Genomic DNA, 24,081 nt, shown 5'->3' on the forward strand with positions numbered 1-24,081 from the left:
TCCGATCGGCGGACGACGTCTACCCGTCGGGTGGGCTGGCCGCGATGCCGTGTGGTCGGGCAGTGGGCTGCTGTCGCCGTTCCTGCCACGGCCAGCGTCCGGTGATCTCCAGTTCGAGGGAGAAGCTGAGAAAGGTACGGATCAGGACGATTCCGGCAAGTACCCCGACGCTGGTGAACGTCGGCTCGACGGCGACCGTGCGGATGATGTCGCCGGCGACCAGGAACTCCAGCCCGAGCAGAATCGAGCGCCCGAGCTGGCGACGGTACCGCCGGTAGATATCGGTAGCGCCCCGGCGCCAGTTCATGGCGGCGAGGACCGTCGCGGTTACCGCGCCTACCACGATCACCGCTATCCCGACGGTTTCGATGCTCTTTCCGACCGTCTCGACCGCATGCTGGAAATCCACAGTGGCGCACCGGCTCCCTGAGTGATCTTCGGGTGTCTGCCCTGACCTACCCGCCGGAGGCCCGCTCGAACCATTCCGGAGTGGGGGAGGGGCGCGAGCGCGTCCGGCCTGGCCGCCTGTCGAAGCTCGGTGTGTAGCGCGCGGTGTCATCGGGTACGCACCACATGAGGGAGCGTTCCCCGCCGGACGTGCCGACGCGCGAAGGGGGCGATCATGGCTGCTGGTGACGTTGTCGAGTTGTGTGCGCAACTGCTGCGTATCGACACCACCAACCGGGGCAACGGCGACGCCGAAGGGGAGCGTCTCGCGGCCGAGTTCGTCGGCGAGACGCTGGCCGAATCGGGCGTGGAGTCCAGAATCTACGAGTCCGCACCGGGCGAGCGAACCTGGTGGCGCGATTGCCCGGCGCCGACCCCACGCTCCCCGCGCTGCTGCTGCAGGGCCACCTGGACGTCGTGCCTGCTGAGCCGGGCGAGTGGACCGTGCCGCCGTTCGCGGGTGAGATACGTGACGGCCAGCTGTGGGGGCGCGGTGCCGTGGACATGAAGTGCTTCTGCGCGATGGCACTGACGGTGGTGAAGTCGTTTGTGGATTCGGGAACCCGGCCACGACGCGACGTAGTTCTGGCGTTCGTCGCGGACGAGGAGGACCGGGGCGAGTTCGGGGCCCAGTGGCTCACTCGGCAGCACCGCTCCCTGTTCGAGGGGTGTGCGGCGGCGATCAGCGAGACCGGCGGGTACACCTTCCACGCCCCCGCGGTGGACGGCCACGACGTTCGGCTCTACCCCGTGGGCACCGCGGAACGAGGAACCGCACACCTGAAGCTGACCGCGCGCGGCCGCGCCGGTCACGGTTCCCGGCGCAACGACGAGAACGCCGTCATCCGGCTGGTCGCCGCACTGAACCGGCTGGCCATGCACGAGTGGCCCATCACGCTGACGCCCACCGTTCGGGCGTTTCTCTGGCGAACCGGTGACGCGCTCGGCGTCGATGTGGATCAGTCCGATATCGAGGGGACCCTGGCCCGGCTGGGCCCTGCCGCCGCATTGGCCGAGACAACGGTCCGTAACAGCACGACGCCCACGATGCTCGAGGCAGGTTACAAGGTCAACGTCATTCCCGGTGAGGCGACGGGACAGGTGGACACTCGGGTCCTGCCGGGCGCCGAGGCGAGCTTCCTGTCCGAAATAGACGAATTGCTTGGCCCGCACATCGAACGTGAGTTCGTGACGAAGCAGCCACCGGTGCAGGCGTCGCTGGACTCGCCATGGTTCACCGCCATGTCCGACGCGTTGCTGTCGGAGGACCCGGAGGCGGTGGTGGTGCCCTACTGCATGGGTGGAGGTACGGATGCCAAGGCCTTCACCCCGCTGGGGATCGAGTGTTACGGGTTCGATCCGTTGTGGTTGCCGAAGGGATTTCCCTACGCGAAGATGGCGCACGGCGTCGACGAACGTGTGCCGGTGCAGGGACTGCGTTTTGGTGCCCGCGTGCTTCAGCACTTCCTGCGGCACTGCTGAGCGTTGTGTCGGCCTGCTGACACTCGGGCTGCGAGTTGCCGTTGTCACTGGTGAAGTGGTGGTCGAGACCGTGACACGAGGTGAGGCGGGAGTGGCCGATGTCGGTGCGGAAGCAGGATCGGGACGAGGTCTTCCTCGAGTACACCAAGAGTGTCTGCCCGGTGTGCAAGGTGGTTGTCGACGCACAGGTGAACATCCGTGACGAGAAGGTGTATCTGCGCAAGCGCTGCCGCGAGCACGGCTGGTTCGAGGCCCTGGTGTACGGCGATGCGCGGGCGTATCTGGATTCGGCACGGTTCAACAAGCCGGGGACGGTTCCGCTGACGTTCCAGACGGAGGTGCGGGACGGTTGCCCTTCGGACTGTGGGTTGTGTGCGGAGCACAAGCAGCACGCGTGCCTGGGGATCATCGAGGTCAACACGAACTGCAATCTGGATTGCCCGATCTGCTTCGCCGACTCCGGACATCAGCCCGATGGGTACTCGATCACGCTTGAGCAGTGCGATCGGATGCTGGATGTGTTCGTGGAGTCCGAGGGTGAACCCGAGGTGGTGATGTTCTCCGGTGGGGAACCGACCATCCACACGCACATTCTCGACTTCATCGATCAGGCGCAGACGAAGCCGATTCGCAACGTCAACCTGAACACCAACGGAATCCGGCTGGCGACGGACAAGCGGTTCGTAGCGGCGCTGGGCGAACGCAACGGCCGGGACAACAAGTCGATCAACATCTATCTGCAGTTCGACGGGTTCGACGAACGCACGCACCGGGAGATCCGGGGTAAGGACCTACGCGACCACAAGCGGCGGGCACTGGACAACTGCGCCGAGGCCGGGCTCACCGTGACGCTGGTGGCTGCGGTCGAACGCGGATTGAACGAGCACGAACTGGGCGACATCGTCGAGTTCGGGCTGACGCACCCCGCGGTGCGGTCGGTGTCGTTCCAGCCGGTCACGCATTCGGGCAGGCACGTGGAGTTCGACCCGCTGACCCGGCTGACCAACCCGGACGTGATCGGGCTGATCACGGACCAGCGGCCGGACTGGTTCCGCAAGGACGACTTCTTCCCGGTGCCCTGCTGTTTCCCGACGTGCCGCTCGATCACCTACCTGCTCACCGAAGGCACGCCGGGACAGCCGGACTTCGGTGTCGTCCCGATTCCCCGGCTGATCCGGGTGGAGGACTATCTGGACTACGTGTCCAACCGGGTCGTGCCCGACTACGCGGTGCGCCAGGCGTTGGAGAAGCTGTGGAGCGCGTCGGCGTTCATGGGCACCGAGACCTCCGAGGAGCAGCTGCGGATCACGGCGGAGGCGCTGGACTGCGCCGACGCCTGCGGAGTGAACCTGCCGGGCGCGCTGGCCGACTTGACCGGCCGGGCGTTCATGATCGTCGTGCAGGACTTCCAGGACCCCTACACACTCAACGTCAAGCAGCTGATGAAGTGCTGTGTAGAGGAGATCACCCCGGACGGACGGATGATTCCGTTCTGCGCCTACAACTCGGTGGGCTACCGGGAGCAGGTACGGGAGCAGATGTCCGGGGTGAAGGTCGCCGGTGTCGTACCGAACGCGACCGAGCTCCAGTCACTGGTGATCGACTCGCCGTACGGATCAAAGATCGCCGGCAACGGCAACGGCACGTGGCCGGTCATCGCGCCCGACGCCACCAACGTCGGCCACCTGGCAGTCGAGCAGTGAACAACACCCCCGCGGAGATCAAGGCATGCTGCGCGGACGCCTACGGCGGCGATGCCGTGGCTCTCCTGCTCGGCGAGTCCTACCATCCCGGCGGCCCGGCACTGACCCGGCGGCTCGCCGAGCGACTGCGGCTGCGCAGCGGGCAACAGGTGGTGGACGTCGCCGCCGGACCGGGTGCCAGCGCCCGCCTGCTCGCCACCGATTTTGACGTCACCGTCGACGGCGTGGATCTCGGCGAGGCCAGCGTGGACCGGGCCCGCAAGCTGACCGACGAAGCCGGTCTCGCGGACAGGGCCCGGTTCCATCCCGGCGACGCCGAACGTGTCCCGCTGCCCGACGGTGAGTTCGACGCGGTGGTCTGCGAGTGCGCGTTCTGCACCTTCCCCGACAAGCACGCAGCGGCGAGCGAGTTCGCGAGGGTCCTGCGCCCCGGCGGCCGGGTCGGAATCACTGACGTCGTCGTCGCCGGAGCAGGCCTGCCCGAGGAACTGACCACCCTGACGGCCTGGGTCGCCTGCATCGCCGACGCCCGCCCGCTCGGCGAGTACTCCGCGATCCTGCACCAAGCCGGACTGCGAACCGTGCACACCGAGCAATACGATGACGCGCTCACCCGGATGATCGACGAGATCGACGCCCGAATACGGCTACTCCGGATGACCGCGCCCGCACGTCTGGCTGAAGCAGGAGTGGATGTGAGCGCCGTGCTGCACTACACGACACTGGCCAGGAAGACCGTCCAGGAAGGACAGATCGGCTACGCACTGCTCATCGCCGAGAGACCGCGCTAGCCGCGGCGCCCGCCCCTGTGCTCAGCGCGAGGAGCACCGTCGGGGTGCGGCACGTGAAGCCGAGGAGGAATGACGGCAGGGCACCGAGCAAACCCCGGTACCCGGTCCGGCGGCAGGCGGTGTGGTGAGCGACGTACCGCGCGACGGCGAGGTCGCACCCGGCCAGCGCGGCGACGATCCCGCCGAGCAGCAGGTCGACGGGACTGTTCGACAGCCAAGGTATCCGGCCCGGTCCGTCATCCGCACCTCTCGGCGGCATCGTATGCGGACTCGGCTGCCCTACCCAGACGCGACTTGCCGCGCCCTGGTGTCAGCCGTCGGTGTGTTTGATCGCGGAGATGTCGATGTCCAGGACGATCTTGTCGCTGACCAGCACGCCGCCCGTTTCCAGCGGGGCGTTCCAGGTGATGCCCCACTCCTTGCGGCTGACGGTGGTCGTGGCCTCCAGGCCGATCCGGTTGTTGCCCATCGGGTCGAGGGCGGATCCGGTGTACTCGACATCCAACGTGACCGGCTTGGTGGTGTCCTTGATAGTGAGGTCTCCGGTGACCCGGTAGCTGTCACCGCCCACCCGTTCCACCGCGGTGCTGGTGAAGGTGATCTCCGGATAGTTGGGCATGTCGAAGAAGTCGTTGCTGCGCAGGTGCTCGTCACGTTGCTGCACACCGGTGTCGATGCTGGTCGCCGTGATCGTCAACTGCCCGCTGGATTTCGCCGGATCCTGCCCGTCGATGTGCAACTGCCCGTCGAACTCGGTGAACGCACCGCGAACCTTGGTCACCATCGCGTGCCGGGCGACGAAACCCATTCTGGAGTGCGCGGGATCCAGGTCATAAGTACCGGTGAGATCGGCGTCGGCCGTCGGTGAGGTCATGGCAGCTCCTTTCACGAAGACGTGCGATTGAACTCTCAAACTACGTCGTGGTCCGCGTCAGCGCACTACGGGCGCAGACGCCGTAGGCGTAATAGTGCGCGGGTGATCTGGCGCAGGGGTGGGTTCTGTAACGCTGTGTTGGCTTCGGCGACGGCGGTGTTCCAGACGCTGTCGGTCCAGGCGGGGTAGGCGTGGACGATCGAGGCGAGGTCGCGCAGGCGACCGCGGCGGGTGATGACCAGTGTGAGCTCGGCGATCATCTCGCCTGCTCTCGGGGCGGCGATGGTGGCGCCGAGGACTCGGTGATTGCTGTCGAGCACGACATGGGTGAAGCCACGGGTGGCGTGTTCGGTGATGGCGCGGTCCAGGCGGTCGTGCTCGAGCAGTCGCACTCGCACGGAGTCGCCGTGTCGTTGCCGAGCCTGGTCTTCGGTCAGGCCCACGTGGGCGATCTCGGGGTCGGTGAAGGTGATCCAGGGGATTTTCTCGTGATCGAGGCTGCGGGTGGGTACGAGCAGGGCGTTGGTGGCGGCGATGCTGCCGTGGATGCCGGCGACATGGGTGAAGGGCAGTGTGCCGGTGACGTCACCGGCGGCGTGGACGGCTCGGTTGGTGGTGCGCAGTTTCGCGTCCACGGCGACGTGGCCCCGCTCGTCCAGGCGGACGCCGGCCGCTTCCACACCGAGCTTGCCGGTGCTCGGGCGACGTCCTGTGGCCGCCAGGACCCGGTCGGCCGACAGGGTCGAGGCGGAGCCGGGGCCGGAGACCGACAGTGTGGTTCCGTCGGCGTTGCCGGTCGCGGTGGTGACCGTGGTGGAAGTGAGCACACGGACGCCATCGGCCGTGAGCGCGGCCGACAGTGCGTCGCCGGCTCGGGGTTCCTCCTTCGGCAGGAGGCGATCGGCCGCTTCGATGATGGTGACGTCGCTGCCGAGCCGGGCGAAGGCCTGCCCGAGTTCGCAGCCGATCGGGCCGCCGCCGAGGACGATCAGGCGTGCGGGCAGTTCGGTGAGGTCCCACACCGTGTCGCTGGTCAGGGGGTCGGTGTCGGCGAGTCCGGGGATCGGGGGCACGGCGGGGGAGGAGCCGGTGGCGATGATGGCGTGCCGGAACCGCAGCCTCTCGCCTTCGACCCGAATTTCGTCCGGGCCGGTGAAGACTCCGGTGCCGGTCACGACCCGCACACCGGCGGCGGCCAGGGCGTCCGGGGAGTCGGCCGGTTCGATACGGGCAATCGCGCCGTGGACGTGGGCCATGACGGCCGCGAAGTCGATCCGCGGTTCGACGGGAGTGATCCCGAAGGCTGCGCTGGTGCGCATCCGGTGCGCGGTGTTGGCGGCGGCGATCAGGGACTTGCTCGGCACGCACCCGGTCCACAGACAGTCACCACCGGGGCGGTCACGCTCGACGAGAACCACCCGAGCCCCGAGGCGCGCGGCGGTGGTGGCCGCGATGATGCCCGCGGTACCACCACCCACCACCACCAGATCATGACGTCCCGGCACGCTGACCTCCCTCACCGACCGACTACCGGATCCGTCCGGCACCAGCCTCGCACTTTCCCGTAAAAGTGCGGTTGGGGGTAGTCGGCGGCGTTGGTGATCTTGCTTGGTGGTACTTGCAGACGCACCATCGTCTAGTGCGTGGCTTCCGACTCGCGTAGCAGCGATTTGCCGTCCTGGACGAACCGCCTGCAGATCAGGACGTGCTCCCTGCGGTTGCGTGCCTGCGCCCGCTGGAGTTCCCTGTGCGCCCTCAAAACTTGGTCGGGCCGTCCCTCCTTCGTGGAACTTCCCGCCCGGATACGGTGGTGCAGTCGTTCGATGCGCCGCAGCATGATCGTGTGCTCTCGGCCGAACGCGGCGGAAAACCCAGGTGCCAGGAACGGCGGTTCCATCGAGGGCCGGACGACCTGGTTGTACATGTCGGAATCGAAGGCTGCGGCAAGAGCCATCGTCGCCGTCGCCCCGTTGTACAGCGTGCGGAGACGAACCAGATCGGACGTCAGATCGGCCCAGCGACCTTCTGCGCAGGCCTGGTCTGCCCTGGTGAGCAGGGTGTTCATGACCACGAGCTGGAGGTGGAAGGCGTGGTGGCCAAGCCGCCAGCGCCGCATGGCGATACGGGCGCTCTCCGGGGCGTCAGCGTCGGTCACTGATGCCGTTCTCCGTCAGCGGCGGACAGCCAGCTCTCCAGGGTCTCCTGGAGCACCGTCAACAGACCGTGTAACAGTGCGCATCGCTGTTCGTCGGAAAGCCCGCAATCCTCGAGTTCGGCGAGGACTCGCTCCTGGGTGTCGAGGCAGGACCGGCTCCACGAGACGAGGTCGGGACGGCCGCGGACAATGGCGAAGTAGCGGTCATACTCCGCCCCTCTTTCGGCGTCCCCATGGGGGCTGGGCAACTGGGAATCCGCCGGAACCACGATCGGGTCCACCTTCGGGTGCACGCGGGCCCTCCTTGTGTCGGGACGTCATCAGCGAACGGAAGGGTATTCGTGGGCATCCTCAGGGTAGGTGGCAACCGATGCGTGCTCGGTCGCCGCGCGCGGTTCGACGTGCGAAGTCGCTACGGTGCGATCATGCGTAAATCGACGAGTAACCCGAAAGGGTGCTTCGCTGCTACACGAAAGTGTCTTGCGTAGTACGCAGAAGTGCCACGACGGTCGATCGCGAGGCAGATACTGCGCCGATCAGTTACAGCCGTGGAATTTTGGTCCAGGGCATATCGGAGCCGTAAACGCGGACGATAGGGTGATGGCCGGTAATCAATGGGGAAAGACTTAATCACTCGAAAGCGGTTGGCTGATCATGGGCTCAATATCCAGCAATTCTTCCTTCGGTCGATCGGTCAGCATCCTGGGCGCGGCAGTTCTGGCCGGAATGCTCTCGGTAGCGGCGCAGAGCGGTGTCGCCAGTGCGAGCACCGGAAACCCTGGTGGGGCCGGGGACGTCGTGTGCACAACAAGTTCGACTTGGCAGTACTCACCTGGCGTCGTGCAGCGTCCTCGACCGATCACGACACGGGTACGTGATGAGTACAGTTCGTGCGTCTCGTTGACGGACAGCACCTTGTCGTCCGGGTTGAGCAGCTTCACCGTTGAGCGGGAAGCGAGCTGTCTCGAGCCGATCGCTCCGTTCGAGGAAACCCGGGTGATCAAGTGGAACAACGGGACGTCGAGTACGTTCACGTACCTGGCGACAGTATCCTCGCTACCCGGTCTTGATGTTGTCACCAAAACAGGCACCATTACCGGTGGCGAATTCAAGGGGAGCGGGGCGCAATCGACGCAGGTGGGTCCGGCGCTGAATCTGCTGGACTGTTTTTCGGTGGAGGGAATTCAAAAGCAGTCCGCGCTGGGCACATTTGCGATTATTTGACTCGTCGCTCGGTGAAACAGAGGGTTATCGATGTTTCCTGTGAGTGCGCCTGCTGTGCCCACTGCCGGTGAAGTGGAGATCGAGGGTGTCCCGGCGGACCTCGCCTCCACATGTCTCCGCGAGTACGCCCCGGAACTGTTCTGGTACGACCGATCCCCGTTCCTGAGCGAATCCGCGCGGTCCGTACTGCCCTGGTTGCGCTACGAGCATCGGGACCATCGCGCGGAAGGGGCGGCCAACGACGGACAGTTCGATTCGGCCGTCCCGGAACCGACTCCTGCGCCCACTGGACGGATCGGTGTCAGCTTCGCTCCCGAAGACGGGGTGGGTGCGTACCAGTGGGCGGCGACTCGGGACCTCCGGTTGCTCGCTCCAGAGCCTGCCGTCGCCGAGGTCGCCTCGGACAAGATCGACTCGCTGCGTCTGTTTCGCGAAGCAGGCGTCGGTACCCCCGAATCCTGGGTGGTGATCGCCGATCCCGCCGATGCCACGCGGTGCTGGAAAGCTGCGGGCGGGCGGCCCGTCGTTGTCCAGCGTCGGTTCAACAACCTCACGGGAAAGGGCACTCGGCTGGCCACCGCCCCGGACGAACTGGGCTTGGCACTACAGGACTGGCGAGGCGAAACGCTCCGAGTTTCCGAGTACCTTCCTGGGATCCCGCTGACGGTCAGTGGATGCGTCGCAGGGGACGTGACAGTGATCTCGGCGATCTCCCATCAGTTGGTCGGCCTGCCCGAACTCACGCCGTTCTGGGGAGCCCACTGCGGGAACCAGTTGGTGGCCGACCACACGCTGCCCGCGGGTGCTGCTGCCCGCTGCCGTCAGGCAGGGAGGCGGCTCGGTGACCGGCTCGGCGAGCTCGGCTTCCGCGGCGCGTTCGGGCTCGATCTCGTCGCGACCCCCGACGGTTCAGTCGCGGCCATCGAGATCAACCCCCGCTTCCAGACGGTGGTCTCCCTGGTGCAGGCGCAGGAGACGGCCGCGGGTCTGCTACCCATGCTCGGTACACATGCCCTCGCCACGCTGCTGCCCGCGATATCGGTCAGCCGGGTGCGCACGGCATGCCTGACGCTGAGTCAGCTCGTCGTGGCGGCCACGCGCCGCGGACGGCTCAAGGCGACCGTTGAGTCCGGGGCATATCGGCTCGAAGCGGGTGAACTTCGTCCGCTCGGTCCCGGCGAACTGACACAGCTTCGTCCCGGCGAGGCGCTGTTGTGGTGTCACGCCGCTCCAGGGGACCTTGTCCATCCCGGAAACGAACTCGTACTCGTGCAGTTGCCGTGCCGCGTGGCCGAATCAACGGAACGTCCCGAGCTGAACGCAGAGGCGCGTAACTGGATCGACGCGATACGTCGTCGCCTGATCTCCGAGGATGTCTGATCTCGATGACGCAATCGCGGGAGCACGAGCTCAACCTGTCGGCGGAACAGATGCGCGCCCTCGGATATCAGGTCGTCGATCTGATCGTGGGGAACATGCACGGCCTGCGCGAGCAGCCGGTGCACCGCAGCGCTACACCCGAGCAGTTGTCCCATATCCATTCCGAGCCGGTTCCGGACCGCCCCACCGAGCCGGGCGAACTCGTCGAGTTCCTCGCCCGTGAGGTGCTGCCGTGGTCCCTGCGGCTCGGTCATCCCGGCTGCTTCGCATTCATCCCCAGCGCGAACAACTTCCTCGGCGTCCTCGGTGACTTCCTCGCATCCGGCTTCAACATCTCACCGGGGGCATGGCTGGTCGGCGCAGGCCCCGCGGCCATCGAACAGGTCACGGCTCGGTGGTTGGCCGAACTGCTCGGGATGCCCGCGGGTACCGGCGGGTTGTTCACCCCCGGCGGCACGATGGCGAACCTGACCGCGATCGCGGCCGCTCGAAGTGACCGGCTCGGCGCGGACACCAGCCGGGCCGTGCTTTACTGCTCCGACCAGACCCACCCGGCGGTCCTGCGCGCCTGCCATGTGCTGGGATTCGCGGCGGAGCAACTACGTTTCCTGCCGAGCAGGGGACACCGGCTCGATCACCACCTCCTACGGCGCGAGATCGAGGACGACCGGCGCTCCGGGCGCAATCCGTTCCTCGTGCTCGCCAACGCGGGAACAACCGGCACCGGCAGCATCGACCCGCTACCCGAACTCGCGGACCTGTGCCGAGAACACGATCTCTGGCTGCACGTCGACGGCGCACACGGTGCGACAGCCGCGATGACCACGCGTGGACGGACCGCGTTGGCCGGACTGGCCGCCGCGGATTCGGTCGTCGTCGACCCGCACAAGTGGCTGTTCCAACCGTATGAGATCGGCTGCCTGCTCGTCCGGGACCAGGAAGCCCTGCACCGGGCGTTCGCGCTGGAGCAGTTCCGTGCGCAGGCAGGTTATCTCGATATCACCAGGATCGCCGGAAACGAGGTCAACCTCTCCGACCACGGGGTGCAGTTCACCAGCGCCGCCCGCGCGCTCAAACTCTGGTTGTCGTTCAAAGGCTTTGGTGTCGACGCCTTCCGGGCTGCCGTCGACCACGGGCTGGACCTGTCGGAGCGGGCCGCGGCACTGATCGACGTGAGTGACGAACTGGACCTGGTCGCCGGGCCCAGCCTGGGCATCGTCTGCCTGCGCTACCGGTTACCGGACCACGATGCCTTCAGCTCGGACGATCTCGACGCCATCCATCGTGAGATCGCCGACACGGTGAACGAAGGCGGCCGGTTCCTGATCGCGACCACCACAGTGGACGGACAACAGGTGATCCGGCTGTGCACCATCAATCCCCGCACCACAAAGCTGGACATCGACCAACTCGTCAGCGCCATTCGCCACGCAGGCCGGACGGTGAACCTCAGTTCGCGGTGGTGCGCTCCACGTGTGCGCGCGCGGCGTCGACCAAGCGGGCCTGCAGCGTGAAGAAGAGATCCGCGGCCCGGAGCCCGACCCAGTTCGGCGGCAGGAGCTCCGTGGGCAGGCCGGGGTCCAGATAGGGCAGCCTTCGCCAGTCGGTGAGCAACCGGACATAGTCGACGAAGGCGTTCCGTTCGCCGACCTTTCGACGACGTTGCCAGCGGTACCGGGTGGGGTTGTGTTCGGCGAGGAACTCCAGGTACAGCGATTCCAGTTCGTCCAGGTCCCACCACTGGCGCCCGGAGTCTGCGCAACATCTCGGCCGTCGGCTGGTGCAGATGCGCCGGGGCGATCCAGACGCCGGGAGCCGCGGTGCCGAACCCGAGTCTGACCAGTTGGGAGCGAAGCAGGTGGCGTTTGTTGCGTTCGGACTCCGGAACGGAGAACACCGCGAGGAGCCACCCGTCATCCAGTGTCGCCCGTTCCCGCCGGAAGATCCGGCGATCACCCTCGGCCAGTATCGCCACCGCATCCTGGGACAGCGCGTATCCCGCGGCGCTCGGCTGGAGCGACCGGAGCCGCGGCTGCAACTCGTCAGGTCCGCCGGTGGCGGCCGGTCTTCCTGCACGAGGCACTAGTGTCGTGCGGCGGCCATGGTCGATCCCGATAGGACCGACGTGCCGGGAGCGCCGCCGTTCGGCACGACGCGTCCGTCCTGATATACGGCGCGGATCCGCTCGCCGAGATTATTGACGTCCAGTGGGTTGCCCTCGACCACGACGATGTCCGCGCGTTTGCCGGGTTGGAGCGAGCCGAGGGTACGGTCCAGGCCCATCAGTTCGGCCGCCGACAGCGTGGCGGAATGCAGTGCATCGGCCGGGCTGAGGCCCCGTTCCACGAGCAGTTCGAGTTCCAGCAGATTCTTGCCGTGGGGATACAAGGGGGCATCGGTGCCCATCGCGATCCGTACGCCTGCCTCAACAGCTCGCCGGACGGTCTGATCGCCCTGGGACTCCTCGACCTTCGCCAGGATGTGGCTCGGGTACGGAACTCCCGATTCGATGGACTCGCGCAGACCCACGCCCGCGCTGAGCGTCGGGACGAGCCACGCGCCACGTTGAGCCATCAGCTCCAATGTCTCGTCATCGAGATGATTCCCGTGTTCGATGGAGCGCGCACCGTTGCGCACGGCCGCCTTCGCGCCCTCGCCGTGAGCGTGCGCCATGACGTGCAGACCGGCGGCCTCCGCCTCGCGGACCATCATCGAGATCTCGTCGTCACGGAAGTGGGGGATCTTCGGCCCGGCTCCGCTGGACACGAGACCACCACTTGTCGCGACTTTGATGACGTCGGCGCCCGCACGGACCAGCTCCCTGATCTTGCGCCGGATCTCGTCCGGGCCGTCGACGACGACCGGAGGCCGACCCGGGTGTGCGGGCAGGAGGTCCATGACGCAGGTGGACGGCCACCACGGGTCGCCGTGGCCGCCCGTCTGGCTGAGCATGTTGAGCGACACCTGCATGCGGGGCCCGGCAATCATGCCGCGCTCCTGTGCGACCCGCATCCCGAGATCGGCACCCGCGGCATCGCGGACGGTCGTGATGCCGCAGGCCAATGTCCTGGCCATGTTCAGTGCGCCCTCGTAGAACTGCAGGGAGAACGGCTGCTGCGCGCTTTCGAAGAGATCCGTCCCGCTCATCGTCAGGTGTACATGGCAGTCGAACAGTCCTGGCAGGACCCCGCAACCGGTACAGTCGACCTCCTCGTCACCGTCCAGACCGGCCGCCACGTCGACGATCCAGCCGTCCTCGACCGCGATGTCGGCGGAGTCGGCGGTGCGGGACACCGCGTCGTAGAGTGTCCCGTTTCGAAATACGGTGCGTTTCAAGGATGTCTCCGTGTTCGTCCGGCGGTCGGGTGTTCGGGTAGGGCCAGGGGTGGGTAGCGTCCTCATCGGAGGTGCGCGCCGGAACCGGCAGCGGTCGCGATCTGGCCGCCCGCGCCGTCCTCCTCGGTCAGCCGAGCCTCTGCCCGGTCCGCGGTCTCGGTCTGTCGCCGGATGAGCGGACCGCAGGCGAGCAGGAGAAGGCCGAGGACCACCGTTCCCGCTCCGATGGCGCCGAAGTAGATTCCGGCCGAGTCGGCGTCGTAGAACTTGACGAGCTGTGCCGCGATTCCCTGACCGGCGGCCCCGGACGCGAGCCAGAGACCCATCGTCTGGGTGGCGAACGCGGCGGGGGCCAGCCTCGCGGTCGCGGACAGCCCGATCGGGGAGAGGCACATCTCGCCGATGGTGACCAGTGCCAGGCTGCCGATCAGCCACAGTGGACTGCTCAGACCGCCCTGCAGTGCGGGAAGCACGAGCAGGAGGTACGACATGCCGGCGATGACCAGTGCGAAACTGAACTTGTGTGCCGTCGACGGCGGCCGGGCCGAGCGGTCCATCCTGAGCCACATCAGGGCGAACATCGGGGTCAGGATGATCAGCACGAACGACCCAACCGACTGGAACCAGGAAGCGGGCAGGGCGAAGCCGAACGCGTCGAGGTCGGTGCTCTGATCGGCGTACTGCGCGATGACGGTAGCGCCCTGCTCCTGGATGACCCAGAAGAAGACCGCGGCGATGAACAGCGGAATGTATCCCCGCACCCGTGCGCGCTCGATGGAGGTCGTGCGCGGGCTACGCAGCATGACGGTGAAGTAGGCGACAGGGAGCGCGATCGCCAGCACGCTGATGGTGTTCACGACGGCCCCGACCGTCAGTACCCCGGTCGCGGCGGAAACCGCGACCAGCCCGATGAGGCAGGTGATCGCACCAGCGAGGCAGGTCGCCTTCGATCGGGAGACCTCGCGGAGCCGCAACGGGTTCTTCGGCCTGCTGCTGGCAGTGCTGAGATGACGTTGCGTCCACAGATAGACCACGAGGCCGAGGCCCATGCCGATGGCGGCGAGGCCGAAACCGAGGTGGTAGTCGTAGGTCTGGCCGAGCGTGCCGACGACGAGCGGTGCGGCCACGGCGCCGACGCTGATCCCCATGTAGTAGATGCTGAAGCCGGAATCCCGCCGCGGATCGTTCTTGGCGTACAGGTCTCCGACGGACGAGGAGATCGTCGGCTTCAGCAGGCCGGTGCCGGCCGCGATGAGCACCATCGACGCGAACAGTGCCCCCGCCCCCGCCGGAAGGGCGAGACAGCCGTGGCCGAACATGAGCAGCACGCCACCCAGCAGCGTCGCCCGCCGGTCGCCGAGTAGGCGGTCGCTGACCCAACCGCCGAGAATCGCCGCCATGTAGGTGGCCGAACCGTAGACCGCGACGAGGGACCGTGCCGTGTCGGCTGGAATGCCGAGGCCGCCGTTGCTCACCTGGTCGTACATGTAGTACAGCAACAACGCGCGCATGCCGTAGTAGGAGAACCGTTCCCACGCCTCGGTGAAGAACAGCCCCACCAGACCGCGTGGGTGCCCGAAGAACGCCCGGTCCGATGCACTTCCCACTGCGGGTGACGTTCTCCGCGGACCCATGCCAAAACCTCCGAGGTGACCGGTGGGCCGGCGACCCGCGGTGGTGCGGGGCGTCCGGATCAATGAGCGCAGACGATACAACTGTGTGAAGCGGCATACAAGAGACGATTCGGCGGCAAGAACGCCCAGAACCGGCCGTATCACTCGTAGGGTCTCGTTCGGGAGGGCTGACCGTCGAGCGTCCGCGGTTCGGGCTGTGTGCGATAGGTTGGCGCCGATGGAGGCTCGGGCGAAGGGGATGCGCGTGGATCTGGACGACGTCGACGAGCAGCTCGTGCGCGCGCTGCAACGCGACGGACGCGCCTCCTACGAGGCGTTGGCCAAGCTGGTCGGGCTCGCGCGGTCGACCACGAAGGCCAGGGTGCGACGGCTGATCGACGACGGGGGTCTCCGCCTGATCGGCGCCATCCATCCTGCGGCCCTCGGCCTCCACCAACTAGGGCACGTCATCATCGAGGCGGAAGGTCCGGCACGGCCGGTCGCCGAGCGGGTCGCGGAACTCGACGAGATCTCGTTCGTCACCACCACCGCGGGCCGCTTCGCCGTGACCGCGGAGCTTCGTACCAGGGACATGGAGGCGTTCTCCCGCGGGCTCGCTCGAGTGCAGGCCAGCGCCGGGGTGCGCGCCGTGCAGGCCATCACTTATCTACAGATCTGGAAGGACCCGTACTTTCCTCCCGGCCCCCTGGAAAGCACTGACACGCTCACCGAGGCCGACCTCGACCCGTCCGACCACGCGCTGCTCGAGCATCTGCGGGTGGACGGCCGCGCGTCGTTCGCCGACCTCGCCAGCGTGAGCGGCCTTTCTCCCGGAGCGACGCGCGCCCGGGTGCTGCGTCTGCTGGAGACCAGGGTGGTGCATGTCGGTGCGCTCGTGCGGCTCAATCCACTGAGTCGTACGCACACGGTCGGATTCGCACTCACCCTCAGCGGCGAGACCGAGCCCGTCGCGCGCAAGGTCGTCGAGCTGGACGAGGTCGACTGCTTCGCCACCGGCATCGGATGGTGCAACGGCATCGGCACCATCCGTGCCGGATCACAGGAAGGCGTGTTCGCCACACTGGAGCACCTCCGGGGCCTGTCCGGCGTCCGGACCGTCGAGTCGTGGGCACACCTGCGCGCGATCAAGGAGGAGCACGATCTGGCCCGGCCGATCGCCGGCGCGGGGGAGCGGAGCCGCTGACTGCCGAGTCAGTGTCAGCGGTCACCAGAGTCCACCCGGGAGGCAGTTCGGCCCACGCATGGAACGGCTTTCGGTCCAGTTTCGCGGCGTGCGCGAGTACGTAGACGTGTTCGGCGCGCCGGGCCATCAACTCCTTCAGCCGGGCCTGGCGCAGGTCTGTGGTGGCGAGCCGGACGATCTCGTCGTTCCTGCTCGGGCCCGGTGGCGCGTCGATCACCGGACAGACGCTGGTGATCTGCGGTGGCGCGTCACTCTGACGCGGAGCGTGCGCTCGACCTGCGCCGGGGCAGGGGCAGCGGGTCCATGCTCTGGTCCGTGTTCGACATGTCGATCCCGTAGTCCTTGGCGAACACGTTGTGCGTTTCGGCGAGGACTCCGTCGACGCTCTCGTCCAGGGTGAACACCCGGGCACCGCGGAGGCGGTGGTTCTCCTCGCCACCGAGGCCGTAGGCGCCGAACCCGGTGCCGGGGCCGTAACCGAGGAGCACTCCGTAGTAGTTGCCCATGTAGGTGTTGACGTGGTCGTGGCCGCAGAAGACACCGCGGACGTCGCCGCGGTGCTGAATAGCGGAGAACATGCCGGAGTTGAACGGTCCTGGGCACTCGTCCTCGTTGCGCTCCCCGACGATGGAATGCTTCTCGACGGCACGGGCATGGTCGCCGTCGGTCCGGCTGTCGACGCTCGCGAACCACATGAACCGGTGCTCCCACAGACAGATGTGCAGGAACATCAGGCTCGGAATCGGGGCCCCGGACCGGCGTTCCAGCTTCTCGGAGGTCTCGAGGTACCACCTGATCTGGTCGGCCCTGAGCCAGTCCCAGGTGGGGTAGCCCGCGAAGTCCTGACCGGCGATCTGTTTCGGCGCGTAACGTCCGCTGTCCAGCAACCAGACGTTGAAGACGGGTTTGCCGCCGTGGGAGCCGTTGATGAGCAGGTTCATGTTCCCGGTGCCGGTGACGTCCTTCGGGCCCGCCGTGTTCAGGTTGTTCGGATAGGTGCGGAAGAACCTGAGCATGTCGGCCTCGTCGAAGCCCGTGCTCCCCGTGGAGTCCTCGTCGTGGTTGCCGAAGGTGGCCGCCCAAGGGATGCCGCGTTGCTCCATGGGCTGGATTACGTTGTTGAGTGCCTGCCTGGCCTCGAGTTCGGTCTTCGGACCGCCGGTGATGTTGTCGCCCACCAGGACGACGAGATCGGGTCGCTCGTCGTCGAGGACGTGGTTCATCAGCTCGATCGTGCGTCGGTCGATGCGATGGTCGTCCTGCGTGTCATTGAACTGCACGATCTTGAAAGTGCCGTCGCGGTTGAAGCGCAAGGGCGTGGCGGCGAGCGCCTCGTCGGCGTGCGCGACCGGCGGTACGACCGAACCGACGGTCATCGCCAGTGCACCCGCGCCGCCCGCCTTTATGACGCTTCGCCGGTCGACTGCCGAGTTCCGCGAGTCCTTCATGTGCCACGCCTTCCGATCGAGTTGCCGGACCACGACGATCGGCGGCCGGTATGGCGGGCTCGTGAACTGGGCTCTGCGTCGACGTGAAGATGCGGCGAGGGCTGGGGTGTCTCGGGTCGGGCAACTGGGGAACCAGTTGTACCCGCAGCCCCGTCCCTCGCACTTTCCCACAAGAGTGCGAAAAGCCAGCCCTGCGACCAGGGCAGGAGCGCTTCCGGTCGGCACTTTCCCGGGAAAGTGCCCACCCCGGGGGTGAGGAATTCGACTGTCGGCCGCTCGACTGGGGCGACCTCGCCGGTGGCGCAGGCTACCTCGACCAGGCCCACTTCGGCCACGAGTTCCGGGCGTTCACCGGGCTCACGCCGACCCGGTACATCGAAGTCCGGCGGCGGTTCCTGCGCGAACATCCCGGCCACGTGCTGGACAGCTGGCCGCTGCCTGCCGATTGATTTCTTACAAGAGCGCCAGCTCACGACACGCTAAGTTGGGGGCACCCCGAAGCAGAGGAGAGCCCCGTGGGCAAGGTGGTCATGTACAGCTCGGTGTCGGTGGACGGCTTCGTCGCGGACGAGAATGACCAGCCCGGACCGCTGTTCGACTGGTTGTCCAACGGTGACGTCCCGTTGGACGAGAGCGGCGAGGTAAAGGTATCGCGGACGTCCTACGACTACACCCGGCCGTATTGGGACCAGATCGGGGCGACTGTCGTCGGCCGCCACGTCTTCGACATGACGGACGGCTGGGACGGGAAGCCTCCGGGCGGGATCGACCACGTGGTCGTCGTGACACACCGGCCGGAGCCCGAGGGCTGGGACCCCGAGACGCCGTTTCACTTCGTCGACGGCATCGAGGCGGCCGTGGCCAAGGCGCAGGAGCTTGCGGGTGACCGCATGGTCGAGGTCGCCGCCGGCGACGTCGGTGGCCAGGTGCTTGCCGCGGGCCTGATCGACGAGGTGCGCATGGACGTCGTACCCGTCGTGTTCGGGTCCGGCAAGCGCTACTTCGGGTCGGTCCACGCGCAGCACCTATTGGCGGATCCTGACGTGGTGATTCAGGGCGACCGGGTGCTTCACCTGCGCTATCGGGTGCGGCGTTGACCGATCTGAGCGGGTACGCGAAGACGTCCCGCGGCCGCCCTCTGCATTTAATGCAATGGCGGCACTTTGGCCTCACGGGGTTCCTTGTCGGGACGTAGTCCGCGCCAGGCGGCGTGGCGGAGGCGGCGTTCGCTGTTTCGATTGTCGGTGAGCTTGCGGTAGACGACCTCGCCGACGATGAGCGGTTCGACCCAGCGCGCGTGGCGTGCCCGGTCACGGGGAACGACGGTGTCGAACGGGCTCGTGGCACGGTGCAGGGGCTCGAGTCTTCGCTGGAGGTCTTCGAGTGCCCTTTCGGTGAAACCGGTGCCCACATGTCCTATGTAGACGAGTTGCCCGTCGTGGTCGTGCGCCCCCAGGAGCAGCGAGCCGATCATGCCGTTCCTGCGCCCTTCGCCGGGCTTCCAGCCGCCGATCACTACTTCCTGGGTCTTGATGAGTGCGTGCTTGATCCAGTAACGGGAGCGCTTGCCGGGTTGGTATGGGGAGTCGAGGCGCTTCGCGACGACACCTTCGAGTTGCTGCTGTTCGACCACGTCCAACAGATCGGCCGGCGTGACGTCGCGATCGGTGTAGTAGGGCGGCACCGTGATACGCGGGTTGTCCCCGAGGTCGAGATCCGCCAGCGCGGCGCGCCGTTGCTCGTAGGGTGCCTGCAGCAGGGTTTCACCGCCGAGGTGGAGCAGGTCGAACGCGAAGAACGTGACCGGATTCGTCCGTAGCAGCGTGCTGTTCGGCCCACGCTGGTGCCGGGTCTGGATGCGCCCGAAATCCGGTCTGCCGGACTCGTCCAGTACGACCAGTTCGCCGTCCAGGACACCGGCCTGCCCGGCGAGGGCACTGGTGATCGCCTCGGCGACGTCGGGATACGTACGGGTGACATCGTTACCGAGGCGACTGGTGACCCTGACGTCCCCGTGCGCGGCGATCTGCAGGCAGGCGCGGAAGCCGTCCCACTTGATCTCGTATCCGTACCCGGCGGCGGGCAGTTCGCCGTCGACGGCCAGCATCGGCAGGACCGGATCGGGTAGACCTGCCCGCGCGGTGGATCCCGCCATCGTCAGCTCCCTTCTCCCACCGCCATGTGCACAGTGGATGATCGGAGGCTAACCCGGACGGCCTGCCGTTGCCCGTTTGTGCAGCTTGTGGGTGAGGTTGGCGAGCGGTGTCAGGCCAGGTGATCGGCGGATCACCTGGCCGACTCCATGCGCCGGAGAAGGTCCGCGAGTCCTCTGATCACCTCGGCCCTATTGAGCAAGGGGAGTCTGGCGCTGCATGCGTGCGACGTTGTGTCCGGAGTCGACGGCTGGACACTGTCGGCGGTGGTGCCGAACGACCTCGAGCCCGACTGGGACATGCGCCTGTCCGTCGAGTCGCCCAGACGCTGGCCCCGCGCTCGGCTCGTTCGCTCCGGCGATTGGCGGGAGTTGGTCGGCGACGGCCACGATCTGATTGTCAATGTGCTCTATAACAAGATCATCGGGCGGAAGCTGATTGAGGACAGCGGAAGGATCATCAACTGCCACCCTGGCAGGCTGCCGGAGTATCGGGGCGTCCGCCCGGCGAGCTGGTCGCTGTTCAACGTGAGAGCTGCCATGAGGTGACCATTCACGAGGTCGACGAGGGCATCGATACCGGGCCGATCATCGCCCAGGTGGTGTTCCCGATCTGGCCAGCTCTGGTGTTCAGTGGCCGCCGCTCAGAGGTTGAGGACGGCGTGGGCGATGAGGAAGTAGATGATGAGTCCGGTGGCATCCACGAGGGTGGTGACCAGGGGAGCGGAGATCACCGCCGGGTCGATCCCCAGACGTTTGGCCAGCAACGGCATTGTGGCGCCGATCATGGCGGCCCAGGAGCAGATCAGGATCAGTGAAAGGGCAACCGTCGCGGCGACGGGCAGGTCGACCAGGATCGTGCCGACCACCAGGCCGACAGCGGCGAGCAGGACGCCGAGCAGCAAGCCGACGCGGCATTCGCGCCAGGCCACCCGGAGCACATCGGTCGTGCGGACCTCGCCGACCGCGAGGGCGCGTACCGCTGCCGTCGCGGCCTGGGCGCCCGCGTTGCCACCGGTGCCCACGAGCAGCGGGATGAAGAGGGCGAGCGCGGTGACCTGCTCGAGGGTGTCCTCGAATATCTGCAGCACGTTGACGGTGAGGGTGGCCGCGACGATGAGCAGCAGCAGCCACACCGCGCGGGAGCGGGCCAGCTGGGCCACCCCCGCCGACATGTAGTGGCCGGACCAGGGAGCGGCCGCGGACTGCCTGGCGACGTCCTCGGTGTCGGCGGCCTCGATCAGTTCCACCGCATCGTCGATGGTGAGCAGCCCCAGCACCCGGTCCTCGCTGTCGACGACGGGCAGGTCGAGCAGATTGGCCTCCTGCATGAGCCGGGATGCGTCCTCGGCGTCGTCGGTGGCGCGCACCCGGGGAATGTCGGTGTCGACGAGTTCGGTGACCGGCCGATCCGGAGGGCTCAGGACCAGCTCGCGCAGCGTGAGGGTGCCCAGAAATCGGCGCTGGTCGTCGATGACCGGCAAGGTGTAGACAGTCTCGGCCTCGCCGCCCCTGTCCCGCACCACCTGCAGGGCCTGTTCCGCGGTGAGGTGGCGGCGGATCGCCACGGTCTCGGGACTCATCACGCGCCCGACCGAGCCCTCAGGGTACCCGAGCAGTGCGGCGGTCATGCTCCGTTCACGCGGGCTGAGTCCGGCGAGGACATGGCGGGCGAACTTGGCGGGAGCCTCGCCGAGCAGCCTGGCCCGGTCGTCGGGGTCCATCGCCTCGACGACGTCGCCGAACGTCTGGTGCCGTAGCCCGGACAGCACCTTGTGCTGGTCGGCCGGATCGAGTTCCTCGAACACCGCCAGCGCCCGGTCCTTGCCCAGCAGGCGGAACAGCAGCACGGCGTTGAACTCGTCGAGGCGAGCCAGCTCATCCGCGACCCGGTACGGCGGGTGCCGGTCCAGCCATTCCTGCAGCTCGTCGATGTCGTTGTCGTCCAGCAGCCTGCGCACCATTGGCTCGGACGCCACCATCACGTCCCTCCTGTCCCGGATCGTCGCGGGCCGGTCGCCTTCGATCCTTCACGCACGAGCCGATCACCGCACGGCGACGGGTCGTCACCCGTGCGGACGGACTGCTGGGCCGAGACCGGTGCGGCGGGCGCCCTACCACCGCACCGGTCTCCTGCCCGTCTACGCGAGGGGGCCGCTGATCTCGTTGGGTGCGGCGGGCAGCTTCGCGGTGGTCGTCTTCGTGCCCTCGTCGAGGTCCACCGCGGAGATCTCGTTGTTGTCCGGGTCGGTGACGTACGCGGTGGCACCACGGACGAACAACGCGGGGCGCGCCTCCTGCCACTCCAGTGGTTCCTGCCATTCGCCGATCACGGGAATCGTCTTGGTGACGGTCGCCCTGACCGGATCGATGACGTGGATGTGACCGTCGGTGCCCAGGACCAGGGCTTCACCACCGGGGCCACGTCCCAGTGAACGGAAGGTGTAGCTGGTGCCGATATCGACGAGGTCGAGCGTCCCGGTTTCCGTGTTGATCAGCGAAATCCGGGTGGGGCGCTCGAGTTCGGCGTCCTTGTCGGTCTTGTAGTCCCCGAGCGTGATCGGTGAGGATTCGGAGCCCGCCTGGTTCCCGATCCGGCCGTACTCGTCCGGGCTGCTCACCTTCGTGATCTTCCCGTTCTTGTAGATGAGAACCCCGGTTTCACACCCGATCACCACCGCTTCGCCCGCGGCCGTGGCCTCCCCGTGCACACCAGGGCAGTCCTCGTTGCGGGCGATCTCGTTGCCGTCCTCGTCCAGCACCACGATCCCCGGACGCTCGTCCTCATTGCCCAGTGTCGTCACGAGTTGACCGCCGTCGAGTTCGACCGCGACCCCGTGATGTGCCTCCGGAGTCCGGTGCACCTCAGTGGGCGGTAGCTCCGAACCGAGCGAGTCCGGGTCGAACACGGTGATCTCGCCGGTGCCGTCCGCGAACAGCACCGTCTTGCCCGCATGCCGGACCACGTGTCCGGGTTTGGCGGCCGCGAATTCCAGTTCGGTCAGGGCCGGGGCGCCCGCGTCGAGAACCCGGAATCCGGTGGAGGTGGACACCAGCACGTGCCGGTCGTCCCCCGCGGGGTTGAGCCGGTTGAATCCCGCCAACGGAATGTCCTCGACGACGTCCAGGGTCTTCCCGTCCAGCACGAGAATTCCACCGTCGTAGGTGGTTGCGACCGGTTCGGTCAGTGTGGCTTCCGGTGCCTGGGCGCCATTCTGCCCGGACGGGCCGGCGTCGGATTCGGAACCGCAGGCCGCGAGCGGAAGTGCGGCCGCCGCGGCGATGGACAGCACCGCGAGCCGGGTGCTGTTTCGTCGCCTGATACGCAACGACGCTGTCATGATCATCACCTTTCGTCTACTTCTTTGGTCAGTTCTGCTGCCGAAGTCCCGTGGTGATCGCCTCGGTGTTGGCGCGCATCATTTCCAGGTAGCTGGCGGCGCCCTGTCCCGGCTCGGTCAGGGATTCGGAGAACAGCGGGACAACAGCGACGTCGAGACCGGCCTGATCGGCGAGTACGCGGGCGAGCCTGTCGGGCTGGGAGGAATCGGCGAAGATGGTCGGCACACCGGTCGACCGGACGGTGTCCGCGAGCGATTTCAGATCCGCCGCGCTCGGCGAGGCGAGTGTGGTGCCGCTGGGCACCACCGCGCCGACGATCTCGAAGCCGAACCGTTTCGCCAGATAGCCGAACACGTGATGATTGGTGACCAGCTTGCGGCGCTCCCGCGGTATCTCGTCGAACCGCAGGCCCATCTCGGTGTCGAGTTCCTCGATCGCTGCGCGGTACCGAGCGGCGTTCCGCCGGATCACGGCCTCGTCCAGGCCATCGACGTTCGAGATCAGCTGTTCGGCGATGACGCCCACGGCGTCGTGCACCCGTTGGGGATCGGTCCAGAAGTGCGGGTCCGGCTGACCAGCCGACTCGTCGGTGGCGTAGCGAATAGGGTTCACCTGCTCGCCGACCGCCAGCGTCGGGACCCCGGCCTCCTCGGCGGCATCGACGTTGCGGAGTACACCTTCCTCCAGCCCGAGTCCGTTGTAGACAACCAGTCCGGCCTGCTCGATGTGGGCCGCCTGCTGTGCGGAGACGCCGAACGAGTGGGGATCGGCATTGGGCTTCATCAGCACCGTGACCTCGGCCTCGTCGCCGACGATGGCGCGCGTTATGTCACCGAGGATGTTGGTGGTGACCACCACGCCCTGGCGTGAATGCGTCGTCCCGGTGCATGCCATGACCGACATCGCGGTGGTGAGTGCGAGGAGCAGGGA

General features: G+C 67.0%; 22 protein-coding genes and 3 pseudogenes. 10 read left to right on the forward strand and 15 right to left on the reverse strand.

From position 1 onward, the window contains the following. Positions 1 to 19 precede the first annotated feature (19 nt). On the reverse strand, positions 20 to 409 hold the full coding sequence (locus BM199_RS17880) for a DUF1622 domain-containing protein (protein WP_218160359.1): 390 nt from the start codon (positions 407 to 409) through the stop codon (positions 20 to 22). Positions 410 to 622: 213 nt separating this feature from the next. Here BM199_RS17880 and BM199_RS17885 point away from each other — a divergent pair. The 3 genes and pseudogenes from BM199_RS17885 (at position 623) to BM199_RS17895 (ending at position 4,423) form a co-directional block, all read left to right on the forward strand. Next, a pseudogene (locus BM199_RS17885) lies at positions 623 to 1,929 on the forward strand (M20/M25/M40 family metallo-hydrolase). Positions 1,930 to 2,027: 98 nt separating this feature from the next. After that, positions 2,028 to 3,632 carry a radical SAM protein gene (locus tag BM199_RS17890; RefSeq protein WP_091674396.1) on the forward strand — a complete coding sequence of 535 codons (1,605 nt, stop codon included), beginning with the start codon at positions 2,028 to 2,030 and terminating at the stop codon, positions 3,630 to 3,632. Next, positions 3,629 to 4,423, forward strand: coding sequence for a class I SAM-dependent methyltransferase (locus tag BM199_RS17895; RefSeq protein WP_091674397.1), 795 nt, complete (start codon positions 3,629 to 3,631; stop codon positions 4,421 to 4,423). Before BM199_RS17890 ends, BM199_RS17895 begins: the two co-directional genes overlap by 4 nt. On the opposite strand, the gene BM199_RS17900 is transcribed toward BM199_RS17895, so the two are convergent. From BM199_RS17900 to BM199_RS17925, 6 genes are all read right to left on the reverse strand, one after another. Continuing rightward, positions 4,401 to 4,682: a hypothetical protein gene (locus BM199_RS17900; RefSeq protein WP_091674398.1), complete on the reverse strand. Its 282-nt coding sequence runs from the start codon at positions 4,680 to 4,682 to the stop codon at positions 4,401 to 4,403. The genes BM199_RS17895 and BM199_RS17900 overlap by 23 nt on opposite strands. A gap of 51 nt (positions 4,683 to 4,733) precedes the next feature. Continuing rightward, complete coding sequence (locus BM199_RS17905; RefSeq protein ID WP_091674399.1) at positions 4,734 to 5,297, reverse strand: YceI family protein; 564 nt, start codon at positions 5,295 to 5,297, stop codon at positions 4,734 to 4,736. Positions 5,298 to 5,362: 65 nt separating this feature from the next. Then, entirely contained in the window at positions 5,363 to 6,802 is a 1,440-nt protein-coding gene (locus tag BM199_RS17910) for a dihydrolipoyl dehydrogenase family protein (protein WP_218160360.1), read from the reverse strand. 131 nt (positions 6,803 to 6,933) lie between these two features. Next, a complete protein-coding gene (locus BM199_RS17915; protein ID WP_091674400.1) occupies positions 6,934 to 7,452 on the reverse strand; it encodes a hypothetical protein in 519 nt (172 codons plus the stop codon). Next, positions 7,449 to 7,745, reverse strand: a complete 297-nt coding sequence (locus BM199_RS17920) for an aldo-keto reductase family protein (RefSeq protein ID WP_091674401.1) — start codon at positions 7,743 to 7,745, stop codon at positions 7,449 to 7,451. Before BM199_RS17920 ends, BM199_RS17915 begins: the two co-directional genes overlap by 4 nt. A gap of 333 nt (positions 7,746 to 8,078) precedes the next feature. Then, positions 8,079 to 8,393, reverse strand: a complete 315-nt coding sequence (locus BM199_RS17925; protein ID WP_143101856.1) for a hypothetical protein — start codon at positions 8,391 to 8,393, stop codon at positions 8,079 to 8,081. Here BM199_RS17925 and BM199_RS33325 point away from each other — a divergent pair. The 3 genes from BM199_RS33325 to BM199_RS17935 are packed head-to-tail and all read left to right on the forward strand — an operon-like array spanning position 8,380 to position 11,570. Next, on the forward strand, positions 8,380 to 8,676 hold the full coding sequence (locus BM199_RS33325; RefSeq protein WP_143101857.1) for a hypothetical protein: 297 nt from the start codon (positions 8,380 to 8,382) through the stop codon (positions 8,674 to 8,676). The two genes, BM199_RS17925 and BM199_RS33325, sit on opposite strands and share 14 nt — an antisense overlap. Before the next feature lie 39 nt (positions 8,677 to 8,715). Next, the gene (locus BM199_RS17930; protein WP_177242671.1) at positions 8,716 to 10,056 is read left to right on the forward strand and encodes an ATP-grasp domain-containing protein; all 1,341 of its coding nucleotides are present in this window, start codon (positions 8,716 to 8,718) and stop codon (positions 10,054 to 10,056) included. A gap of 5 nt (positions 10,057 to 10,061) precedes the next feature. Next, entirely contained in the window at positions 10,062 to 11,570 is a 1,509-nt protein-coding gene (locus BM199_RS17935; RefSeq protein WP_091674404.1) for a pyridoxal phosphate-dependent decarboxylase family protein, read from the forward strand. On the opposite strand, the pseudogene BM199_RS17940 reads toward BM199_RS17935, so the two are convergent. The 3 genes and pseudogenes from BM199_RS17940 to BM199_RS17950 all read right to left on the reverse strand — a co-directional run. Further along, positions 11,506 to 12,061: pseudogene (locus BM199_RS17940) on the reverse strand (PaaX family transcriptional regulator); the annotation flags it as partial. The gene BM199_RS17935 and the pseudogene BM199_RS17940 sit on opposite strands and share 65 nt — an antisense overlap. A gap of 77 nt (positions 12,062 to 12,138) precedes the next feature. Further along, positions 12,139 to 13,392: a metal-dependent hydrolase family protein gene (locus BM199_RS17945; RefSeq protein ID WP_091674405.1), complete on the reverse strand. Its 1,254-nt coding sequence runs from the start codon at positions 13,390 to 13,392 to the stop codon at positions 12,139 to 12,141. 62 nt (positions 13,393 to 13,454) lie between these two features. Next, positions 13,455 to 14,999, reverse strand: a complete 1,545-nt coding sequence (locus tag BM199_RS17950) for a peptide MFS transporter (RefSeq protein ID WP_245788432.1) — start codon at positions 14,997 to 14,999, stop codon at positions 13,455 to 13,457. A 244-nt stretch (positions 15,000 to 15,243) separates the two neighbouring features. Between BM199_RS17950 and BM199_RS17955 the strand changes: the two genes are divergently transcribed. After that, positions 15,244 to 16,209 (forward strand): Lrp/AsnC family transcriptional regulator, encoded by a 966-nt coding sequence (locus BM199_RS17955; RefSeq protein WP_245788433.1) that lies wholly within the window; start codon positions 15,244 to 15,246, stop codon positions 16,207 to 16,209. Between the two features lie 248 nt (positions 16,210 to 16,457). Here the strand turns inward: BM199_RS17955 and BM199_RS17965 are convergent, their stop codons facing one another. After that, positions 16,458 to 17,657, reverse strand: coding sequence for a metallophosphoesterase (locus BM199_RS17965; RefSeq protein WP_091674485.1), 1,200 nt, complete (start codon positions 17,655 to 17,657; stop codon positions 16,458 to 16,460). Between the two features lie 272 nt (positions 17,658 to 17,929). On the opposite strand from BM199_RS17965, the pseudogene BM199_RS34580 reads away from it, so the two are divergent. Both BM199_RS34580 and BM199_RS17975 read left to right on the forward strand, forming a co-directional pair. Then, a pseudogene (locus BM199_RS34580) lies at positions 17,930 to 18,106 on the forward strand (AraC family transcriptional regulator); the annotation flags it as partial. 66 nt (positions 18,107 to 18,172) lie between these two features. After that, the gene (locus tag BM199_RS17975) at positions 18,173 to 18,754 is read left to right on the forward strand and encodes a dihydrofolate reductase family protein (RefSeq protein ID WP_091674408.1); all 582 of its coding nucleotides are present in this window, start codon (positions 18,173 to 18,175) and stop codon (positions 18,752 to 18,754) included. 47 nt (positions 18,755 to 18,801) lie between these two features. Here the strand turns inward: BM199_RS17975 and ligD are convergent, their stop codons facing one another. Further along, positions 18,802 to 19,812 (reverse strand): non-homologous end-joining DNA ligase, encoded by a 1,011-nt coding sequence (ligD, locus tag BM199_RS17980; protein ID WP_245788434.1) that lies wholly within the window; start codon positions 19,810 to 19,812, stop codon positions 18,802 to 18,804. Positions 19,813 to 20,076: 264 nt separating this feature from the next. Here ligD and BM199_RS17985 point away from each other — a divergent pair, with 264 nt between their 5' ends. Further along, positions 20,077 to 20,358 (forward strand): formyltransferase family protein, encoded by a 282-nt coding sequence (locus tag BM199_RS17985; RefSeq protein ID WP_177242672.1) that lies wholly within the window; start codon positions 20,077 to 20,079, stop codon positions 20,356 to 20,358. 95 nt (positions 20,359 to 20,453) lie between these two features. On the opposite strand, the gene mgtE is transcribed toward BM199_RS17985, so the two are convergent. The 3 genes from mgtE to aztC all read right to left on the reverse strand — a co-directional run bounded on the left by mgtE (position 20,454) and on the right by aztC (position 24,054). After that, the gene (mgtE, locus tag BM199_RS17990) at positions 20,454 to 21,791 is read right to left on the reverse strand and encodes a magnesium transporter (protein ID WP_091674410.1); all 1,338 of its coding nucleotides are present in this window, start codon (positions 21,789 to 21,791) and stop codon (positions 20,454 to 20,456) included. A gap of 159 nt (positions 21,792 to 21,950) precedes the next feature. Continuing rightward, positions 21,951 to 23,150: a zinc metallochaperone AztD gene (gene aztD / locus BM199_RS17995; protein WP_091674487.1), complete on the reverse strand. Its 1,200-nt coding sequence runs from the start codon at positions 23,148 to 23,150 to the stop codon at positions 21,951 to 21,953. A 28-nt stretch (positions 23,151 to 23,178) separates the two neighbouring features. Then, on the reverse strand, positions 23,179 to 24,054 hold the full coding sequence (gene aztC, locus BM199_RS18000) for a zinc ABC transporter substrate-binding protein AztC (RefSeq protein WP_091674488.1): 876 nt from the start codon (positions 24,052 to 24,054) through the stop codon (positions 23,179 to 23,181). Between the last annotated feature and the right edge of the window lie 27 nt (positions 24,055 to 24,081).

The sequence above is a fragment of the Amycolatopsis marina genome, from assembly GCF_900111885.1.
GTDB lineage: Bacteria > Actinomycetota > Actinomycetes > Mycobacteriales > Pseudonocardiaceae > Amycolatopsis > Amycolatopsis marina.

What these genes read in the sequence shown, in the direction of transcription:
- BM199_RS17890 (WP_091674396.1), top strand. Translation starts at nt 2,028, where the DNA reads ATGTCGGTGCGGAAGCAGGATCGGGACGAGGTCTTCCTCGAGTACACC.
- BM199_RS17900 (WP_091674398.1), bottom strand. Translation starts at nt 4,682, where the DNA reads ATGCCGCCGAGAGGTGCGGATGACGGACCGGGCCGGATACCTTGGCTG.
- BM199_RS17905 (WP_091674399.1), bottom strand. Translation starts at nt 5,297, where the DNA reads ATGACCTCACCGACGGCCGACGCCGATCTCACCGGTACTTATGACCTG.
- BM199_RS17935 (WP_091674404.1), top strand. Translation starts at nt 10,062, where the DNA reads ATGACGCAATCGCGGGAGCACGAGCTCAACCTGTCGGCGGAACAGATG.
- BM199_RS17955 (WP_245788433.1), top strand. Translation starts at nt 15,244, where the DNA reads ATGGAGGCTCGGGCGAAGGGGATGCGCGTGGATCTGGACGACGTCGAC.
- BM199_RS17965 (WP_091674485.1), bottom strand. Translation starts at nt 17,657, where the DNA reads ATGAAGGACTCGCGGAACTCGGCAGTCGACCGGCGAAGCGTCATAAAG.
- ligD (WP_245788434.1), bottom strand. Translation starts at nt 19,812, where the DNA reads ATGGCGGGATCCACCGCGCGGGCAGGTCTACCCGATCCGGTCCTGCCG.
- mgtE (WP_091674410.1), bottom strand. Translation starts at nt 21,791, where the DNA reads ATGGTGGCGTCCGAGCCAATGGTGCGCAGGCTGCTGGACGACAACGAC.
- aztD (WP_091674487.1), bottom strand. Translation starts at nt 23,150, where the DNA reads ATGACAGCGTCGTTGCGTATCAGGCGACGAAACAGCACCCGGCTCGCG.
- aztC (WP_091674488.1), bottom strand. Translation starts at nt 24,054, where the DNA reads ATGTCGGTCATGGCATGCACCGGGACGACGCATTCACGCCAGGGCGTG.